This window comes from Amycolatopsis sp. NPDC003865, assembly GCF_053605345.1.
The window spans coordinates 536,228-552,516 of record NZ_JBSGJA010000002.1 but is presented as its reverse complement, the minus strand read 5'-3'; the positions used below and the strand labels follow the sequence as shown (position 1 = coordinate 552,516).

15 protein-coding genes are annotated in these 16,289 nt (G+C 70.5%); 12 read left to right on the top strand and 3 right to left on the bottom strand.

Annotated elements, in window-relative coordinates:
- Positions 1-2: 2 nt before the first annotated feature.
- A complete protein-coding gene (locus tag ACWEVP_RS07555) occupies positions 3-230 on the bottom strand; it encodes a hypothetical protein (RefSeq protein ID WP_452061775.1) in 228 nt (75 codons plus the stop codon).
- 198 nt (positions 231-428) lie between these two features.
- Here ACWEVP_RS07555 and ACWEVP_RS07550 point away from each other — a divergent pair, with 198 nt between their 5' ends.
- Positions 429-926: an OsmC family protein gene (locus ACWEVP_RS07550; protein WP_452061774.1), complete on the top strand. Its 498-nt coding sequence runs from the start codon at positions 429-431 to the stop codon at positions 924-926.
- Here ACWEVP_RS07550 and ACWEVP_RS07545 read toward each other — a convergent pair.
- Positions 923-2,209, bottom strand: a complete 1,287-nt coding sequence (locus ACWEVP_RS07545; protein WP_364447908.1) for an adenylosuccinate synthase — start codon at positions 2,207-2,209, stop codon at positions 923-925. The genes ACWEVP_RS07550 and ACWEVP_RS07545 overlap by 4 nt on opposite strands.
- 76 nt (positions 2,210-2,285) lie before the next feature.
- Between ACWEVP_RS07545 and ACWEVP_RS07540 the strand changes: the two genes are divergently transcribed.
- From ACWEVP_RS07540 to ACWEVP_RS07505, 8 genes are all read left to right on the top strand, one after another.
- Positions 2,286-2,966, top strand: coding sequence for a hypothetical protein (locus ACWEVP_RS07540; RefSeq protein ID WP_452061773.1), 681 nt, complete (start codon positions 2,286-2,288; stop codon positions 2,964-2,966).
- A gap of 140 nt (positions 2,967-3,106) precedes the next feature.
- Positions 3,107-3,745, top strand: a complete 639-nt coding sequence (locus ACWEVP_RS07535) for an HNH endonuclease family protein (RefSeq protein WP_452061772.1) — start codon at positions 3,107-3,109, stop codon at positions 3,743-3,745.
- A 127-nt stretch (positions 3,746-3,872) separates the two neighbouring features.
- Positions 3,873-5,480 (top strand): ABC transporter substrate-binding protein, encoded by a 1,608-nt coding sequence (locus ACWEVP_RS07530; RefSeq protein ID WP_452061771.1) that lies wholly within the window; start codon positions 3,873-3,875, stop codon positions 5,478-5,480.
- Positions 5,477-6,430 (top strand): ABC transporter permease, encoded by a 954-nt coding sequence (locus tag ACWEVP_RS07525; RefSeq protein WP_452061957.1) that lies wholly within the window; start codon positions 5,477-5,479, stop codon positions 6,428-6,430. Before ACWEVP_RS07530 ends, ACWEVP_RS07525 begins: the two co-directional genes overlap by 4 nt.
- Positions 6,431-6,473: 43 nt before the next feature.
- The gene (locus ACWEVP_RS07520; RefSeq protein ID WP_452061956.1) at positions 6,474-7,262 is read left to right on the top strand and encodes an ABC transporter permease; all 789 of its coding nucleotides are present in this window, start codon (positions 6,474-6,476) and stop codon (positions 7,260-7,262) included.
- The gene (locus ACWEVP_RS07515) at positions 7,259-8,809 is read left to right on the top strand and encodes a dipeptide ABC transporter ATP-binding protein (RefSeq protein ID WP_452061770.1); all 1,551 of its coding nucleotides are present in this window, start codon (positions 7,259-7,261) and stop codon (positions 8,807-8,809) included. Before ACWEVP_RS07520 ends, ACWEVP_RS07515 begins: the two co-directional genes overlap by 4 nt.
- 69 nt (positions 8,810-8,878) lie before the next feature.
- Complete coding sequence (locus tag ACWEVP_RS07510) at positions 8,879-9,772, top strand: glycosyl hydrolase family 18 protein (RefSeq protein WP_452061769.1); 894 nt, start codon at positions 8,879-8,881, stop codon at positions 9,770-9,772.
- Positions 9,773-9,789: 17 nt separating this feature from the next.
- Positions 9,790-10,896 (top strand): glycosyltransferase, encoded by a 1,107-nt coding sequence (locus tag ACWEVP_RS07505; protein ID WP_452061768.1) that lies wholly within the window; start codon positions 9,790-9,792, stop codon positions 10,894-10,896.
- On the opposite strand, the gene ACWEVP_RS07500 is transcribed toward ACWEVP_RS07505, so the two are convergent.
- Positions 10,880-12,757, bottom strand: a complete 1,878-nt coding sequence (locus tag ACWEVP_RS07500) for an FAD/NAD(P)-binding protein (RefSeq protein ID WP_452061767.1) — start codon at positions 12,755-12,757, stop codon at positions 10,880-10,882. The genes ACWEVP_RS07505 and ACWEVP_RS07500 overlap by 17 nt on opposite strands.
- A 185-nt stretch (positions 12,758-12,942) precedes the next feature.
- Between ACWEVP_RS07500 and ACWEVP_RS07495 the strand changes: the two genes are divergently transcribed.
- The 3 genes from ACWEVP_RS07495 to ACWEVP_RS07485 all read left to right on the top strand — a co-directional run bounded on the left by ACWEVP_RS07495 (position 12,943) and on the right by ACWEVP_RS07485 (position 16,032).
- Positions 12,943-13,233 carry a hypothetical protein gene (locus ACWEVP_RS07495; protein ID WP_452061766.1) on the top strand — a complete coding sequence of 97 codons (291 nt, stop codon included), beginning with the start codon at positions 12,943-12,945 and terminating at the stop codon, positions 13,231-13,233.
- An 81-nt stretch (positions 13,234-13,314) separates the two neighbouring features.
- The gene (locus ACWEVP_RS07490) at positions 13,315-14,460 is read left to right on the top strand and encodes an LLM class flavin-dependent oxidoreductase (protein WP_452061765.1); all 1,146 of its coding nucleotides are present in this window, start codon (positions 13,315-13,317) and stop codon (positions 14,458-14,460) included.
- Between the two features lie 312 nt (positions 14,461-14,772).
- Positions 14,773-16,032, top strand: coding sequence for an MFS transporter (locus ACWEVP_RS07485; RefSeq protein WP_452061764.1), 1,260 nt, complete (start codon positions 14,773-14,775; stop codon positions 16,030-16,032).
- The last annotated feature ends 257 nt before the right edge of the window (positions 16,033-16,289 follow it).

The following is a 16,289-nucleotide window of genomic DNA, read 5'->3' as shown; positions in this document are numbered from 1 at the left end:
GATCAGCGCCGGCGAGCCAGCAGCCTGCCGAGGAACCGAAGCCGGCGTCGCGGCTCGGGCGTCCCGGCCCGCAGCACGAGCTCGAGCACCGCGGCCCGCTGGTCGGCCCCGGCCCGGGCGTAGCCGGGCGACGCGGTGACCGCCCGCCGGAGGTCGTCGGGGTCGGCGGTGGCGGTTCGGAACCCCGCCACCCGGGTCACGTCGATCGGGCCTCGGGTTTGCGTCTCCACGAGAAAGCTCTCCTGCTGTGCGGCTGCGGTGTCTGCCTTCTCGTTATCGCCCCGTTACCGCGGACGTTACCGCCCCTCGTGTCCCCCGGTCGAGTGCTTCCGCATGCCGGACACCGCTTCTCCCAGGAATTGAGAAACCGAGCACACCCCGCGAAATTCGCCCACCCTGTGCGGATCACCGATCACCGAGGAGCACCCATGTCGCTGACCGACGTCATCGAAGGCACCCGCAAGGCCGTCGACGCCGACCCGCACAACGCCGCCGTCTCCTTCTCCGTGGCCCACACCCTCGAGCCCGGCACCAAGACCGAAGTCCACGTCAAGGTCCGGGACCACAGCTTCACCGTCGACGAGCCGCCCGCGCTCGGCGGCGCCGACCAAGCCGCCAACCCCGTCGAATACGCCCTCGCCGCCCTCGGGTCCTGCCAGGTCATCACCTACCAGTTCTGGGCGGCGAAGCGAGGCATCCCGCTCGACTCCGTCAAGGTCACCGTCGATGGCGACCTCGACCTGCACGGCTTCTTCGGCTTCTCCTTCAACACCCGCCCCGGCTTCGGGGACGTGCGCGTGTCCGTGGAACTCGAAGGACCGGCGAGCCGGGAGCGCTACGAAGACCTCAAGCGCGAGGTCGACGAGCACTGCCCGGTGCTCGACCTCTTCCGCAACGAGACGCCGGTCAGCACCAAGCTGACTTAAACGAACTGGTGCCGGACGATCGTCTGGTCGCGGCCCGGGCCCACGCCGATCGCCGAAATCCGGGCGCCCGACAGCTCTTCCAGGCGCTCGACGTACGCGCGCGCGTTCGCCGGGAGCTCCTCGAACGTGCGGCACGCCGAGATGTCCTCGAACCAGCCCGGGTGCTCTTCGTAGATCGGGATCGCGTGGTGCACGTCGGTCTGGGTCATCGGCATGTCCGGCGTGCGGAAGCCGTCGACCTCGTAGCCGACGCACACCGGGACCTTCTCCAGGCCGGACAGCACGTCCAGCTTCGTGAGGAAGTAGTCGGTGATGCCGTTGACGCGCACCGCGTAGCGCGCGATCACCGCGTCGAACCAGCCCGTGCGGCGCGAACGGCCCGTCGTCACGCCGAACTCGCCGCCCTGCTTGCGCAGGTACTCGCCGGACTCGTCGTGCAGCTCGGTCGGGAACGGGCCCGAGCCGACGCGGGTCGTGTACGCCTTGAGGATGCCGAGGACCGTGGTGATCCGGCCCGGGCCGATGCCCGAGCCCGCGCTCGCGCCGCCGGACGTCGGGTTCGACGACGTCACGAACGGGTACGTGCCGTGGTCGACGTCGAGCAGCGTGCCCTGCGAACCCTCCAGCAGCACGGTTTCCCCGCGCTCGAGGGCCTGGTTGAGCTGCAGCCGCGTGTCGGCGATGCGGTGCGCGAACTTCTCGCCCGCGGCCAGCACCTCGTCGGCGACCTCGTTCGCGTCGAGGGCCTTGCGGTTGTAGACCTTCACCAGCACCTGGTTCTTGAACTCCAGCGCGGCTTCGACCTTCTGGCGGAAGATCTTCTCGTCGAGCAGGTCCTGCACGCGGACGCCGACGCGGGCGATCTTGTCCTGGTAGCACGGCCCGATGCCGCGGCCGGTGGTGCCGATCTTGCGGCTGCCGAGGTACCGCTCGGTGACTTTGTCGATGGCCACGTGGTACGGCATGATCAGGTGCGCGTCGGCCGAGATCAGCAGCTTGGACGTGTCGACGTCCCGCGCTTCGAGGCCGGACAGCTCTTCCAGCAGCACACCCGGGTCCACCACCACACCGTTGCCGATGACGTTCGTCACGCCGGGGGTGAGGATGCCGGACGGGATGAGGTGCAGGGCGAAGTTCTCGCCGTTCGGCAGGACGACCGTGTGACCGGCGTTGTTGCCACCCTGGTAGCGGACGACCCACTGGACGCGGTCACCCATCAGGTCGGTGGCCTTGCCCTTGCCTTCGTCTCCCCATTGGGCACCGATGAGCACGATGGCCGGCATGTGACACTCCAGGTGTTCGACGACTGAGGTTTAGTGTCCCGGACGGACACCGGTGGCGCTGAGGAAATGCCGGTGCATGACTGTAACGGAGGACCTGCGGGTGCGCGGAATCGTGGTGGCCTGTGGCGACGGCGCGGCCGGCTTCGAGGAAGTCGATGACGTCGAATCCGTTCGCGTGCCCAGCCGTCCCGGCAAGGCGGAAATCGACCCCTTGCTGGGCGAACACGATCACCTGGTCGTGTCGGGCACGGACGCGGACCTCGCGGCGGTCGTCCTGCGCCTGCTGCGGAAGGACGCGCTCTCGGGCGTGTCGGTCGGGTACGTGCCCTCGTCACCGGATTCGTCGGTCGCCGCGCTGTGGAACCTGCCGAAGACGCCGCTGCAGGCCGTCGCGCTCGCGCTGCGCGGCGAAGTGGACCCGGTGCCGCTGATCCGCGACGACGTCGGCGGCGTGCTCGTCGGGCGCGGCGAACTGCGGCTGGTGCGCGGGGTGGCCTACGCCGACGAGCAGGTGGCGCTGCGCGGGCCCGCTTCTTCGGTCGAGGTGACGCCGGACCCGGGCGGCCCCGGCCTGTCGATCCGCGTCGTGAAGGGGACCCTGTTCAAGCGGCCGACGACGTTCTACGCGCGCGCGTTCCAGATCGGCTGCATCCCGACGCGGCCCGTCAGCGACGACGTCGTCCACGAGCGGTCGGTGAACAAGTGGACCTGGTACCGGCACACCCAAGACCTTCGGCTGGTCCGCGGACCCGCCTGACCTGCTATTTTCACGATTGAGTGAGCCTGCGGCAACGCAGCGTTCACCAACGGGCAGCAACATGTCACCTATACGTGTTGCACTCGCCACTCCGGTGTATCAGGGTTAGCTGTCCCCACACCTGAACCGGAGGTAGCAAAATGCCAACCAGGCGTGCTGTTCGTCATTCGTTCACCATCCTCGCGGCCACCGCCGTGCTCTCCGGGACGCTGGTCAGCGTCGCCGAGGCCACCCCGCCGGGCATCCCGTCGGCTTCGACGGCGAAGACCGAGCTCGCGTCCCTGACCGTCAAGGCCGACGGTTCGCAGGACGGCTACAGCCGCGACAAGTTCCCGCACTGGATCGACCAGGGCGGCGGCTGCAACACCCGCGAGGTGGTGCTCAAGCGCGACGGCACGAACGTGGTCACCGACTCGAGCTGCGCGGCGACCTCCGGCAGCTGGAAGAGCCCGTACGACGGCGAGACCTGGACCGCCGCGTCCGATGTGGACATCGACCACGTCGTGCCGCTGGCCGACGCGTGGCGCACCGGCGCGTCGTCGTGGACCACCGCGCAGCGCCAGGCGTACGCGAACGACCTCACCGACCCGCAGCTGATCGCCGTGACGGACAACGTGAACCAGGAGAAGGGCGACAAGTCGCCCGACCAGTGGAAGCCGCCGCTCACGAGCTACTGGTGCACCTACGCGAAGATGTGGGTCGCGGTGAAGTACAAGTTCAAGCTGACGATCAACACGGCGGAGAAGTCGGCGCTGACGGACATGCTCGGCCGCTGCTGATCGCTGTCAAGGGCGAATCCTTGCGGTGCCACGGTTTGGGACCGCGGTTCGCCTGGTGGGACGGCCTTCAGCGCGTGGTTAGCGTCGCTCATCGAAGACGCAACCGCTCCCCGCTGGAGGCCGTCCGGTGTCCCCACTCTTCCGCGCCCGCAACGCCGCGGCCCTGCTCGCCCTGCCCGTCCTGCTGACCGCCTGCTCCGCCGCGGGCACCGAACAAGCCGCTTCGGGTCCCCCGAAACCCGGTGGCACGCTGCGCCTCGGCATCTCCTCGGCGCCCGACTGCATCGACCCGCAGCAGGTCGCCACGAACGCGTCGATCAACGTCGCGCGTCAGCTCGTCGACTCGCTCACCGACCAGGACCCGAAGACCGGCGAGATCAAGCCGTGGCTCGCCGAGAAGTGGGAGAGCAACGCCGATTCGACGGCGTTCACCTTCCACCTGCGCTCCGGCGCGACCTTCTCCGACGGCAGCCCGGTCGACGCCGCCGCGGTCAAGACCAGCTTCGACGGCATCAAGGCCCTCGGCACCAAGGCCCAGCTCGGCTACGGCTACCTCGCCGCGTACAAGGCGTCGGCAGTCGTCGACCCGCGGACCGTGCGCCTCGAATTCTCCGCGCCCAGCGCCCAGTTCCTGCAGGCCAGCTCGACGGTCTCGCTCGGCGTCCTCGCGCCCGCGGCGTTCCGGAAGACGCCGGAGCAGCGCTGCCAGGGCGCCGGCCTGATCGGCTCCGGGCCGTTCGTCTTCGAGAGCCTGAAGCAGAACCAGGAGATCGTCCTGGCCAAGCGCAAGGGTTACGCCTGGGGCTCGTCGCTGTTCGAGCACCAGGGCGAGGCCTACCTCGACAAGATCGACTACAAGATCGTGCCCGAGCCCGGCGTCCGCACCGGCAGCCTCGCCTCCGGCCAGCTCGACGCCGCCACGGACATCCAGCCGGTCGACGAGCCGCAGTTCACCGGCGGCGGCTTCAGCGAGAACATCCGGCCGAACCCCGGCGTCGTGTTCAACCTGCACGCCAACACCACGCGCGGGGTGCTCACCGACGAGAAGGTGCGCCAGGCCGTGCTCAAGGGCGTCGACCGCGCCGAGGTCGTGAACACCGTGCTGACGCCGAGCTACAAAGCCGCCACGAGCATCCTCGGCTCGGCGACGCCGCTGGTCAGCGACTTTTCGCAGCAGCTCGCGTACGACCAGAAGGGCGCCGCCGCGCTGCTGGACGGCGACGGCTGGGCGCCCGGTCCCGACGGGATCCGCGTCAAGAACGGGCAGCCGCTGAGCGCGTCCGTCGTGTTCTCGCCGGTGTTCAACCAGAACCGCAGCGTGCTGGAGCTGATCCAGCAGCAGCTCCGCAAGATCGGCTTCGACCTGCGGATCGAGCAGCACACGACGGCCGAAACCACGCAGATCCAGCTCTCCGGCAACTACGACTTCCTCTGGTACAACGTCACCCGCGCCGACCCGGACATCCTGCGCGGCCAGTTCTCCACCAAGGCCGGCAACCGCAGCAAGCTGACGCCGGGCAACCCGCTCGACGTCGCGCTCGACGCGCAGTCGTCCACTGTGGACAACGCCAAGCGCAAGCCGTCCGCCGACGAGGCGCAGAAGCTCATCATCGACCACGCCTACGCGGTCCCGGTGTTCGAGCTGACCCAGGTCGTCGCACTCGGCTCGAAGGCGCACGCCGTCGACTTCGAAGCGTCGTCACGGCTTCAGCTGTTCGACGCGTGGCTGTCGTGAGGCGCTACCTCCTCCGCCGCGCCGGGCAGGCGGTGTTCGTGCTGTGGGCGGCGTTCACGCTGTCGTTCCTGATCCTCTACCTGCTGCCGGGCGACGCCGTCTCGGCGAAGCTCGCCAACGGGGAGGCCGGTTCGTCGGCCACGCCCGAGCAGCTCGCCGCCGCCCGCGCGGAGTACGGCCTGGACTCGCCGTTGCCCGTCCAGTACGCGAAACGCCTGGTCTCGGCCCTGCACGGCGATTTCGGGCGTAGCGTCGCCACCGGCGACGACGCGACGCACATGGTCGTCACGGCGTTGCCGCCGACGCTCGCGGTGACCGGCCTGGCGCTGGTGTTCGCGGTGCTGTTCGGCGGCGGGTCGGCGTTCCTCGGGACGTTCACGCGGTTCCGCTGGCTGCGGCAGGCCCTGCTGTCCCTGCCGTCGCTGGCCATCTCGCTGCCGCCGTTCTGGGTGGGGCTGCTGCTGATCCAGTTCTTCTCGTTCCGGCTGCGGTGGCTGCCGGCGCTGGGCACGCAAGGCTTCGAAACCATCATCCTGCCGGCGATCACCCTGGCCCTGCCGACCGGCGCGATCATCGGGCAGGTGCTGGCCAAGAGCTTGGCGACCCAGCAGGAAGAGCCGTACGCGGAGATCGCGGCGGCCAAGGGCGCGAGCCGCTGGCGCGTCCACTTCGGACACCTGCTGCGCAACGCCGCCGTACCGACGCTGACCATCGCCGGCGTGGTGGCGGGCAACCTCGTCGCGGGCTCGGTGATCACCGAGACGGTGTTCTCGCGCGACGGCGTCGGCCGGATCACCGCGGCCGCCGTCACCGCGCAGGACGTGCCGGTGGTGCAGGCGGTGATCGTGCTGGCCGCGCTGGTGTTCGTGGTGCTCAACCTGGTCGTCGACCTGCTGTACCCGCTGCTCGACCCGCGCATCGCCCGGACGCCGGAGGTGGCCCGTGGTTGACCTCGCCCAGGCCCCCAAGCCGCACTTTCACGTGAAAGTGCGGATCCCGCCCGGGCTGGTGCTGGCCGTGGTGGTGCCGGCGTTCGTGCTGCTCGCGGCCTTCGTGCCGGGGCTGCTGACCGGGTACGACCCGCTCACCGGCGTCCCGAAGGAACGGCTGCAGGGCCCGTCACTGCAGCATCTGTTCGGGACCGACGAGACCGGCCGGGACGTCTACGCGCGCGTGATCCACGGCGCGTCGCTCTCGCTGCGGGCCACCGCGATCGCCGTGCTAGTGGCGCTGGTCGCGGGCTCGGCGCTCGGCCTGCTCGCCGGCTTCCGCGGCGGCTGGGCGGACACCGCGATCATGCGGGTCGTCGACGTCTTCCTGGCCGTCCCGCCGATCCTGCTGTCCCTGGCCCTGGTCACCGCGCTGGGCTTCGGCACGACGAACGTCGCGATCGCCGTCGGCATCGCGAACCTGGCGTCCTTCGCGCGGGTCATGCGCGCGGAGGTGCTGCGCGTGCGCAACGGCGTGTACGTCGAAGCCGCACGGGCCGGCGGTGTGCGGTGGACGGGCGTGCTGCTCCGGCACGTCCTGCCGAACGCGGCGGGCCCGGTGCTCGCGCTGGCGACGCTCACGCTCGGCACGGCGGTGCTCGAGGTGTCGGCGCTGAGCTTCCTCGGCTTCGGCGCGACGCCGCCGACGCCGGAGTGGGGCTCGCTCGTCGCGGGCGGGCGCAGCTTCCTGGCCACCGCTTGGTGGATGACGACGTTCCCGGGCCTGACGGTCGCGGCGGTGGTGCTCGCCGCGAACCGGCTGTCCCGCGCGCTGGACGGAGGAGACCGATGACCCTGCTGCGGATTTCGGACCTGGCCGTGTCGTACCGGGGTGTGCCGGCCGTCCGTGACGTCGGCTTCGATGTCGACACGGGCGAAGTGGTCGCGGTCGTCGGCGAGTCGGGCTCGGGCAAGTCGACGACCGCGCACGCGGCGATCGGCCTGCTCCCGCGCGGCGGCCGGATCGACGGCGGTTCGATCACCTTCGACGGCCGGGACCTGACTGCGCTGAAACCGAAGCAGTGGCGGGGCGTGCGCGGGCGCGAGATCGCGCTGGTGCCGCAGGACCCGGCGGTGTCGCTGAACCCGGTGCACCGGGTCGGCGACCAGGTCGCGGAGGTGCTGAAGATCCACGGTCTCGCGGACCGGCGTTCGGCGTCGCTGCGGGCGATCGAGCTGCTGGAGCGCGCCGGCGTCCCCGACCCCGAGCTGCGGGCGCGACAGTACCCGCACCAGCTTTCGGGTGGGCTGCGCCAGCGCGTGCTGATCGCGTCGGCGCTGGCCGGGCAGCCGAAGCTGATCATCGCGGACGAGCCGACGTCGGCGCTGGACGTCACGGTCCAGCGCCGGATCCTCGACCACCTGACGTCGCTGGCGCGTGAATCGGGCACGGCGATCCTGCTGATCACGCACGACCTCGGCGTCGCGGCGGACCGGGCTTCGCGGATCGTCGTGCTGTCGCGGGGTTCGGTCGTCGAGGAAGGTGCGTCGGTGGTGAGCGCGCCGGCGCATCCGTACACGCAACAGCTGATCGCGGCGGCACCGAGCCTGTCGAGCACGCTGCGCCCGCCGGCACCGGCTGCCGAGCCGCTGGTTTCGGTGCGGGACCTGGCGAAGACGTTCGACGGCGGAATCCGGGCGGTGGACGGCGTTTCGTTCGACGTCCCGCGTGGCCAGACACTCGCGTTGGTGGGCGAGTCGGGCTCGGGCAAGTCGACGACGGCCCGCATGGTGCTCCGGCTGGAGACGCCGTCGGCGGGCTCGGTTTCGTTCGACGGCCAGGACATCACGTCCCTCGACGGCGAGGAACTGCGGCGGCTGCGGCGGCGGATGCAGGTCGTATACCAGAACCCGTACGCGTCGCTGAACCCGAAGTTCTCGATCGAGGACGTCGTGGCGGAACCGCTGCGGGCGTTCAAGCTGCCGCGCACGCGGGTCCCGGCGCTGCTCGACCAGGTCGCGCTGCCCGCGTCGGTGGCCCGCCGCAAGCCGGCCGAGCTGTCGGGCGGCCAGCGCCAGCGGGTGGCGATCGCCCGGGCGCTGGCGCTGCGGCCGGACCTGGTGGTGTGCGACGAACCGGTGTCGGCGCTGGACGTTTCGGTGCAGGCGCAGATTCTGAAGCTGCTGGCCGAGTTGCAGTCTTCGCTGGGGTTGTCGTACGTCTTCATCTCGCACGACTTGGCGGTGGTGCGGCAGCTGGCGGACCAGGTGGGCGTGCTGCGCTCGGGCAAGCTGGTGGAGCTGGGCCCGGTGGCGCAGGTACTGGAGGAACCGCGGGCGGAGTACACGAAGGAGCTCCTCGCGGCGATCCCCGGGCGGTCGGTCCAGGAGGTCGGCTGAGACAGAAACCGGACAGATCACACGGTGGGTGGTTCCCCCACCACCCACCGTCGTCGTATGGTCTGGACCATGCGGAGGATCGGCGTGGCCTTCGTGGCCTTGGTGCTGATGATTTCGGGTGCGGTGCCGGCTTCGGCCGCCGCCGGGCGCAGGGTTGTCGTCTACTACCAGACCATCTACAACGGCTCCACCTACGTCTCGCCGCTCCCCCTGCGCGACGCCGGGGCCACGGACGTCATCGTCGGAGCAATCCACCTCGACGCCAACAGCGTCGTGCACCTCAACGACGACCCGCCGAACGCCGCCAAGTTCACGCGGATGTGGCAGGACCTCGCCACCCTGCGCAGCCAGGGCGTGCACGTCCTCGCGTTCGTCGGCGGGGCCGCCGCGGGCAGCTTCCAGCGCCTCGAGACCCAGTTCGACACCTACTACCCGTTGCTGCGGAACCTCATCCGCACCTATTCGCTGTCCGGCATCGACCTGGACGTCGAAGAGCACATGTCGAACACCGCCCTCAACAAGGTGATCGACGCGCTGCGGGCCGACTTCGGCAGCTCGTTCCTCGTCACGCTCGCGCCGGTCGCCACCGAGCTCAGCGGCGGCGGCGGGCTTTCGGGCCTGAACTACGACACCCTCTACCGGGACCGCGGCGGCCAGATTTCGTGGTTCAACGCGCAGTTCTACTGCGGCTGGGGCTCGCTTTCGAGTACATCGGGCTACGACAGCATCATCCGCCGCGGGGTCGTGCCCGCGAGCAAGGTCGTCGCCGGGACGGTCACGAACCCCGCCAACTGCAGTGGGTACGTGGACATGTCGACCCTCCAGTCGACCGTGCGGAGCCTCAAGAGCAAGTACGCGGACTTCGGTGGCATCGACGGCTGGGAGTACTTCAACTCGCTGCCCGGCGGCACGTCGGCGCCGCAGCAGTGGGCGCAGCAAATCGCTCCGGTCGTGAAGGGCTGAGCAGTACGCTCGGGTGCGTGCGTATCCTCTTCACGTGCCGCCCGGCGTACGGCCACCTGTACCCGTTGCTGCCGCTGGCGAACGCGGCCGCGGCGGCCGGCCACGACGTCGTCTTCGGCACCGGCGAAGCCTTCGTGCCCCAGGTGCGTGACCTCGGGTTCGCCGTCCACCGAGCCGGGATCGGCATCGGCGAGGCGGAGGCCGAAGCCAAGAAGCGGCACGGCGAAGACGCCGGGTTCATGGACGTCGGCATCACGATGTTCGCCGAACTGCTGCCGCGGTCGCTGCTCGCCGACCTGACGCCGCTGCTCCCGGAGCTCCGTCCCGACCTGGTCGTCTACGAGATGAGCGACGTCGGCGCGGGCATCGCGGCCCGCCGCGCGGGCATTCCCGCGGTCTCGGTCGTGATCGGGCGCTCGATGCCGCCGGAGCTCCTGACCGTCGCCGTGGAACGGCTGCGGCCGCTTTGGGGCACGCTCCCCGCGGACGCGCTGTTCGGCGACGCCTGCGTCGACGTCTGGCCGGACAGCGTCCGCGACCCGGGCACCGCGGCCGTCCCGAAGGTGTTCCGGATGCGCCCGACGCCGTACGACCCCGACGTCCCGCTGCCACCGCTGCCGGAGGACGGCTTCGTCTACCTGACGCTCGGCACGGTGGTCTTCGGCGCGACGGACGTCCTGCGCGGGGCGATCCGCGCGCTGGCGAACCTCGACGTCGACGTCCTGGTGGCCGTGGGTCCCGGCGACCCGGCTCTTCTGGGCGACCTGCCGCCGCGGGTGCACGCGGCGGGGTTCGTCCCGCAGGCAACGGTGCTGGAGCACGCGGGCCTGGTGGTCCACCACGGCGGCACGGGCACGGTGCTCGCGTCCCTCGCGGCCGGGCTGCCGCAGCTGATCCTGCCGCAGGGTGCCGACCAGTTCGCCAACGCGGAGACCCTCAGCGCCCTCGGTGTCGCAAAAGCCTTGCTCGGCGACGAGGTCCGGATCCCCGCGATCGAGGCGGCGGCGCGCGAACTGCTCACCGCCCCGAAGCCCCGTGACGTCGCCCGTGGCATCGCGGCCGAGATCGCGGAAATGCCACCACCGGAACGGGTCCTGGCCGAAATCGTCAGCTGGGCGGGCTGACCAGCGCCAGGATCTCGCGGGCCACGGCGTCGTTCTGGCGGAAGCTCGCCGCGTTCGTCCGGGGCCGGGTGAACGCCGCCGCCGAGCGGGCGCTCGTGTGCGGGCCCACCGCGAACCGGTGCGGGTGGGGACGGCCCGTGCCGTCGAGGAGGCGCGAGTCCGACACCCGCGTGTGGATCCGGCCGGACGGCAGCACCGCGCCGGTCACCGGGTCCGCCACGGTCTCCTCGGCCAGCTCGCCCGCGTCGCGCAGCTGCCGGAGCAGGCCGTCGGCCGCGCGGGTCACACTTGGGCCGGGGAGCCGCGCTTCGACGAGCGTGCGCGCCGAGACCGTTCCCGGGTAGCTCGCGGTGGTCGCGACGAACGCGCCGCCGTCGGTCGTCACCTGCATTTCCGCGCCGGCGAACGAAACCACGCCGGCCTCGTGCAGCGCCAGCAGTTCCTCGAGCCGGCGCGGCGGCGGCCCACTGGCGTAGTAGGAGAAGAAGCCGTGGAACCAGCCGTCCATATCGGACACCTGGGACGACGCGGCCAACCGTCCTTTTTGGACCAGCACCGGCAGCTGGCCGTACACCGACAGCAAGGCCGTGAACGCGCCCAGATCGGCGCTGAACTCCTGGTCGGCGCGGCGCGCGAGGTCGGCTTCGACGTACTCCCGCAGCTCCTTGCCGAACTCCTCCGCCGTGCCGAACGCGCGGCCGTCCAGGGGACGGTCCAGGCGGTCGAGGTCGAGGCGGTCGGCCTCGGCGGGCACCGCCCGCGCCACGAGGTCCCGCATGTCCGGTGAATCCCACGGCAGGTCGGCGAAGGCGTCGGCGAACACCGCGAAGTCCATGCGCACCCGCTCGGGGTGCCCGGTGAACAGCTCGCTGTAGTAGCCCCAGGCCAGTTCCTTCGCGATCAGCGGCCAGACGTCCGCGCGGAAGTCGAGCGCGTCGCCGGGCAGGTTGTCCATGGCGTAGGCGTCGAAGAACCTGGGCAGCCGCAACGGTTTCCCGCGCAGCCGGTAGCCGATCTTCGCGTGGTAGGGGACCCCGCGCCGCGAGCCGACGTGCAGCACCGGTTCGGCGCCGCTCGGGTGGTAGCGCAGGCCGCCACCCGGCAGGTCTTCGAACCGGCCGCCGCGGCCCTCGGTGAGCAGCAGCATCAGGTCGACGAACGCCAGCCCGAACCCGCGCACCAGCACCGTTTCGCCCGGCGCGATGCCGGAGTAGTCGACGTCGGCGGTGTAGCCGGCCGGGTAGTAGGCGAGCCCGTGCCGCGCGGCGAACGTGACGAGCTCCCGCTCCCGCTCGTCCGGCTCGGCGTCGAGGTGCCCGACGGTGAAGACGACGGCGTCCGCGCGCACGGTCGTGCCGTCGGACAGGCTGACGGTGCAGCCGTCGGACGCGGCCGCGCGGGCCGCGTGCTCGACGACGTCGATGCCGTCGGGGAGGCCGGCGAGGACCGTGCGGTAGAACCAGGTCAGGTAGGCGCTCTGCAGCCGCCGGGTCGGGAAGTCGAAGCTGCCGAGGGCGGTCAGCTCGGCGACGACGTCGGGCGGGACCTCGGCGTCGAGCGCGCCGTCACGCACCTTGCGCGCCCACTCCAGCAGCGTCGGCCCCGGCCGGACCGGGCCCGCCATCTGCACCGACTCGTCGGTGAACACCGTGACGTCCTCGGGCATGGAGTTCATCCGCAGCAGCGGCGACTGGTCGTACCGCCACACGCGGCCGGGCCCGGGCGGGAACGGGTCGATCAGGTGCACCTCGAGCCGCCGGTCGCGCAGCAGGTCCGCGTTCGCGCCGAGCCGCTCGAGGACGCCGACCCCCCGAGGTCCGGCGCCCACGATGGCGAGGGTGAACGGCGCGCGATCGGCCACGGGTCCGAAGCTACGCGCGGGATCCGGCCCGGGACGGCCTTCCCATACTCCGGAACTCCGGGAATAAAACCAAACACTCCGGGACGCGGCGCCGAATGCCTCGGGCAGGTTGGCGAGAGGAGCGGATTTGTCCGTAGTCCACCAAGGCGCCGCGGCCTTCGCGATCTTGTGCCGGCTGCGAAGACGTGCCGGATGAGATCAGTCCGCCGAACCGCGTCCACACCGCGCAGGACGTGGTCGGCACCCTGCTCAGGGGCAACTGGGCGATCTTCGCGCACGAGTGGGCCGATCCGGACGGGATCGACCCGGAGCACTGGCGGGACGTCGTCGAGGCCGCGTCGGAGGCGGCCGGGGTCGACGTCGAGTTCGTGGTCATCCCGCGCCGGTCCCTGACCGTCGTGTTCAACCGGGCGGCTCCGCCCACGTTCGAGCAGGTCCGGGCGTCGATCGAGGTGATCGAGGCGCACCGGCGCTAGTTCCACCCTGCGGACTCCGTTGCCGCCCTGCCGCGTGAGGCGTAGCTCTGGCTTCACCGACGTGAGAGAAGGTGACGGCGAATGCCGGTGGAGTTCCTGGGCATCGGGGGCACGCACGACGGGTCCGAGACGCACGCCCGCTCGGGCGGGGTGTTCGACAAGGAGTACACGCTGCGCCTGGCCCGCGCGCACGAGGACTTCGGCTGGGACCGGGTCCTGTTCGCCTACGGCTCCGGCTCGCCGGACCCGGCGCAGGCGGCCGCGTACGTCGCCACGAAGCTCGACAAGCTGCAGATCCTGCTCGCGCACCGCCCGAACGTCTCGTACCCGACGTTCGCGGCGAAGACGTTCGCGACGCTCGACCAGATCTCCGACGGCCGCCTGACAGTCCACTTCATCACCGGCGGCAACGACCACGAGCAGCAGCGCGAAGGCGACTACCTCACGAAGGACCAGCGCTACGCCCGGACGCGCGAAGCCATCCAGATCATCAAGAAGGCCTGGACCTCGGACGAACCGTTCGGCTTCGAGGGTGAGTACTACCGCTTCGCCGACTACGTCTCCGACGTGAAGCCGGTGCAGCAGCCACGTCCGGGCGTGTCGTTCGGCGGCTCGTCGCCGGCCGCGTACGCCGCCGGCGGCGCCGAAGCGGACATCTACTGCCTGTGGGGCGAGCCGCTGGCCCAGACCGCGGAGCAGATCGAGTCGGTGAAAGCCGCGGCGCGGGCGGCGGGCCGGACGGACGTGCCGCGGATCCAGGTCGCGTTCCGCCCGATCATCGCGCCGACCGAGGAGCTGGCCTGGGAGAAGGCGTACGCGACGGTCGGGGCGATCAAGGACCGGACGAAGGGCGGCCGGCCGCTCACCCGGCGGCACAAGCTGACCGAGCCGGAGAACACCGGCTCCCAGCGGCTGCTGGCGGTGGCGGCGCGGGGCGAGCGGTTCGACCGGGCGCTGTGGACCCCGACGGCGGCCGCGACGGGCGGCGCGGGCAACTCGAACGCGCTGGTGGGGACGCCGGAGACGGTGGCACAGGCGTTGCTCGACTACTACGACCTGGGGGTCGAGATCCTTTCGGCGCGGCGCTACGACATGCTCGGCGACACGATCGACTTCGGCCGGTACGTCATCCCGATCGTCCGGGAAGAAGTGGAGAAGCGTGACGCCGAACGGGCCTCGGCGGTGAAGCGCACCCCCGCGGAGGACGCCCTCGCCGTCGACGGCTGATCCGTCGGCGTTCCCCCGGTAGCCACCTCGCGTCCGCGAGGTGGCTACTTTTGCCTCTGGTCCTGGGCCAACGGGTACGGAATGATCCATTGGTGACTCCTGGGCGACCGGTCGGACACTGCGGGCTATCGTCTGACACGTTCGGGGAGCTCCGTGACACGTTGGATACCGGCTAAAGCACCTAGGAATTCACCAACAGTCACGGGACACTAGCTGGACAACTCACGTACCGTGACTGCCCGATGACCGGCTGATTCATGTGCCGCCGCTGGTCATGCGCGCCACGGTCTGCACAGAGGTCGGGAGAAACGCATGGCAGCACCGCCGGACCGGGTCACGTTCCGCGAGGTGTTCGGGATCGCCGAGTTCCGCGCGCTGTGGTTCGCGGAACTGCTGTCCATGGCGGGCGACCAGCTCGCGAGAGTCGCGCTGTCCGTGCTCGTCTTCACCGGTACCGGCTCGGCCACGCTCACCGGCCTCACCTACGCACTGACGTTCGCCCCGTCGCTGGTCGGCGGCATCTTCCTGACCGGGCTCGCCGACCGCTTCCCCCGCCGCTCGGTGATGGTCGCCGTCGACGTCGGCCGCGCCGCGCTCATCGGGCTCGTCGCGCTGCCCGGCCTGCCGTTCTGGCTGGTGTGCGTGCTCGTCGGCGGTGTCTCGCTGCTGAACCCGCCCTTCAAGGCCTCCCAGCTGGCCCTGCTGCCGCAGGTGCTCGAGGGCGACCGGTTCGTCGTCGGCATGGGCATCCGGAGCATGACCGTGCAGTCGGCCCAGCTCCTCGGCTTCGCCGGCGGCGGCGCGCTGCTGCTGGCCGTCGAGCCGCACATCGCGCTGGCCATCGACGCCGCGACGTTCCTCGTCTCCGCCCTCTTCGTCCGGTTCGGCCTGCGCGCCCGCCCCGCCGCGGCGACCGGCGAGAAGCGCAAGAAGTTCCTCGCGATGATCAGCACCGGCGGCAGCGTGGCCTTCCGCGACTCGGCGCTGTGCTCGCTCGTGCTGTTCACCTGGCTGATGGGCCTGCTCCCGGTGTACGAGGGCATCGCGGCGCCCTACGTCGCTTCGGCGGGCGGCGGTTCGGCCGCGATCGGCCTGCTGCTGGCCGCGGACCCGGTCGGCAGCGTGATCGGCACGTTCATCTACACCCGCTGGGTGCCGGCCAGGGTCCGGCCGCGGCTGATCGGGCTGATGTCGCTGCTCTGCGCGATCCCGTTGCTGCTGTGCCTGCTGCAGCCGGGGCCGTGGGTGTCGATCGCGCTGTTCGTCGTCTCCGGCGGGTTCGGCACGATCGCGCTGCTGCAGGCGACGGCGTCGCTGACGCTCGCGGTTCCCGACGAGACCCGCGCCCAGACGATGGGGCTGTCCAACACCGGGTTGACGACGATGCTCGGCATCAGCCCACTGATCGGCGGGCTCCTAGCCGACCACGTGAGCCCGCAGACCACGGTCGGCATCTTCGGCCTTGTCGGAATCGTAATGACCCTGCCACTGGCGCTGGTGTGGCAGCGGAGCCTCGGCGCGAACCCCGGGCGATGGGTCGACGAAGAAGCCACACGCGCGGAACATGCATGACATGCCCCAGCGCGTGGGCTGACCTGCGCGACCTTGGCGGTGCGGCTAGTCGGTCACTGTTCCTTCGTGCGCATCGCTGGTCACCCTTCATCCGGCGTCAGAGAAAAGGTACACACCTCAGGCCCTTGTGGACAGGCGGCAAACGGGCTGAAACTGTGCGTGAGTAGTTTGTCACGGCATAGTTGCGCAAGCCAATGGGGGAAGAATGATTACATCGGGGGAACAAACTGGACAAGCCTCGGTTTCTCTGATCCGTA

Coding starts and splice junctions, on each gene's coding strand:
- ACWEVP_RS07510 (WP_452061769.1), top strand. CDS start 8,879: ATGCGGAGGATCGGCGTGGCCTTCGTGGCCTTGGTGCTGATGATTTCG.
- ACWEVP_RS07490 (WP_452061765.1), top strand. CDS start 13,315: ATGCCGGTGGAGTTCCTGGGCATCGGGGGCACGCACGACGGGTCCGAG.
- ACWEVP_RS07515 (WP_452061770.1), top strand. CDS start 7,259: ATGACCCTGCTGCGGATTTCGGACCTGGCCGTGTCGTACCGGGGTGTG.
- ACWEVP_RS07535 (WP_452061772.1), top strand. CDS start 3,107: ATGCCAACCAGGCGTGCTGTTCGTCATTCGTTCACCATCCTCGCGGCC.
- ACWEVP_RS07545 (WP_364447908.1), bottom strand. CDS start 2,209: ATGCCGGCCATCGTGCTCATCGGTGCCCAATGGGGAGACGAAGGCAAG.
- ACWEVP_RS07540 (WP_452061773.1), top strand. CDS start 2,286: ATGACTGTAACGGAGGACCTGCGGGTGCGCGGAATCGTGGTGGCCTGT.
- ACWEVP_RS07485 (WP_452061764.1), top strand. CDS start 14,773: ATGGCAGCACCGCCGGACCGGGTCACGTTCCGCGAGGTGTTCGGGATC.
- ACWEVP_RS07550 (WP_452061774.1), top strand. CDS start 429: ATGTCGCTGACCGACGTCATCGAAGGCACCCGCAAGGCCGTCGACGCC.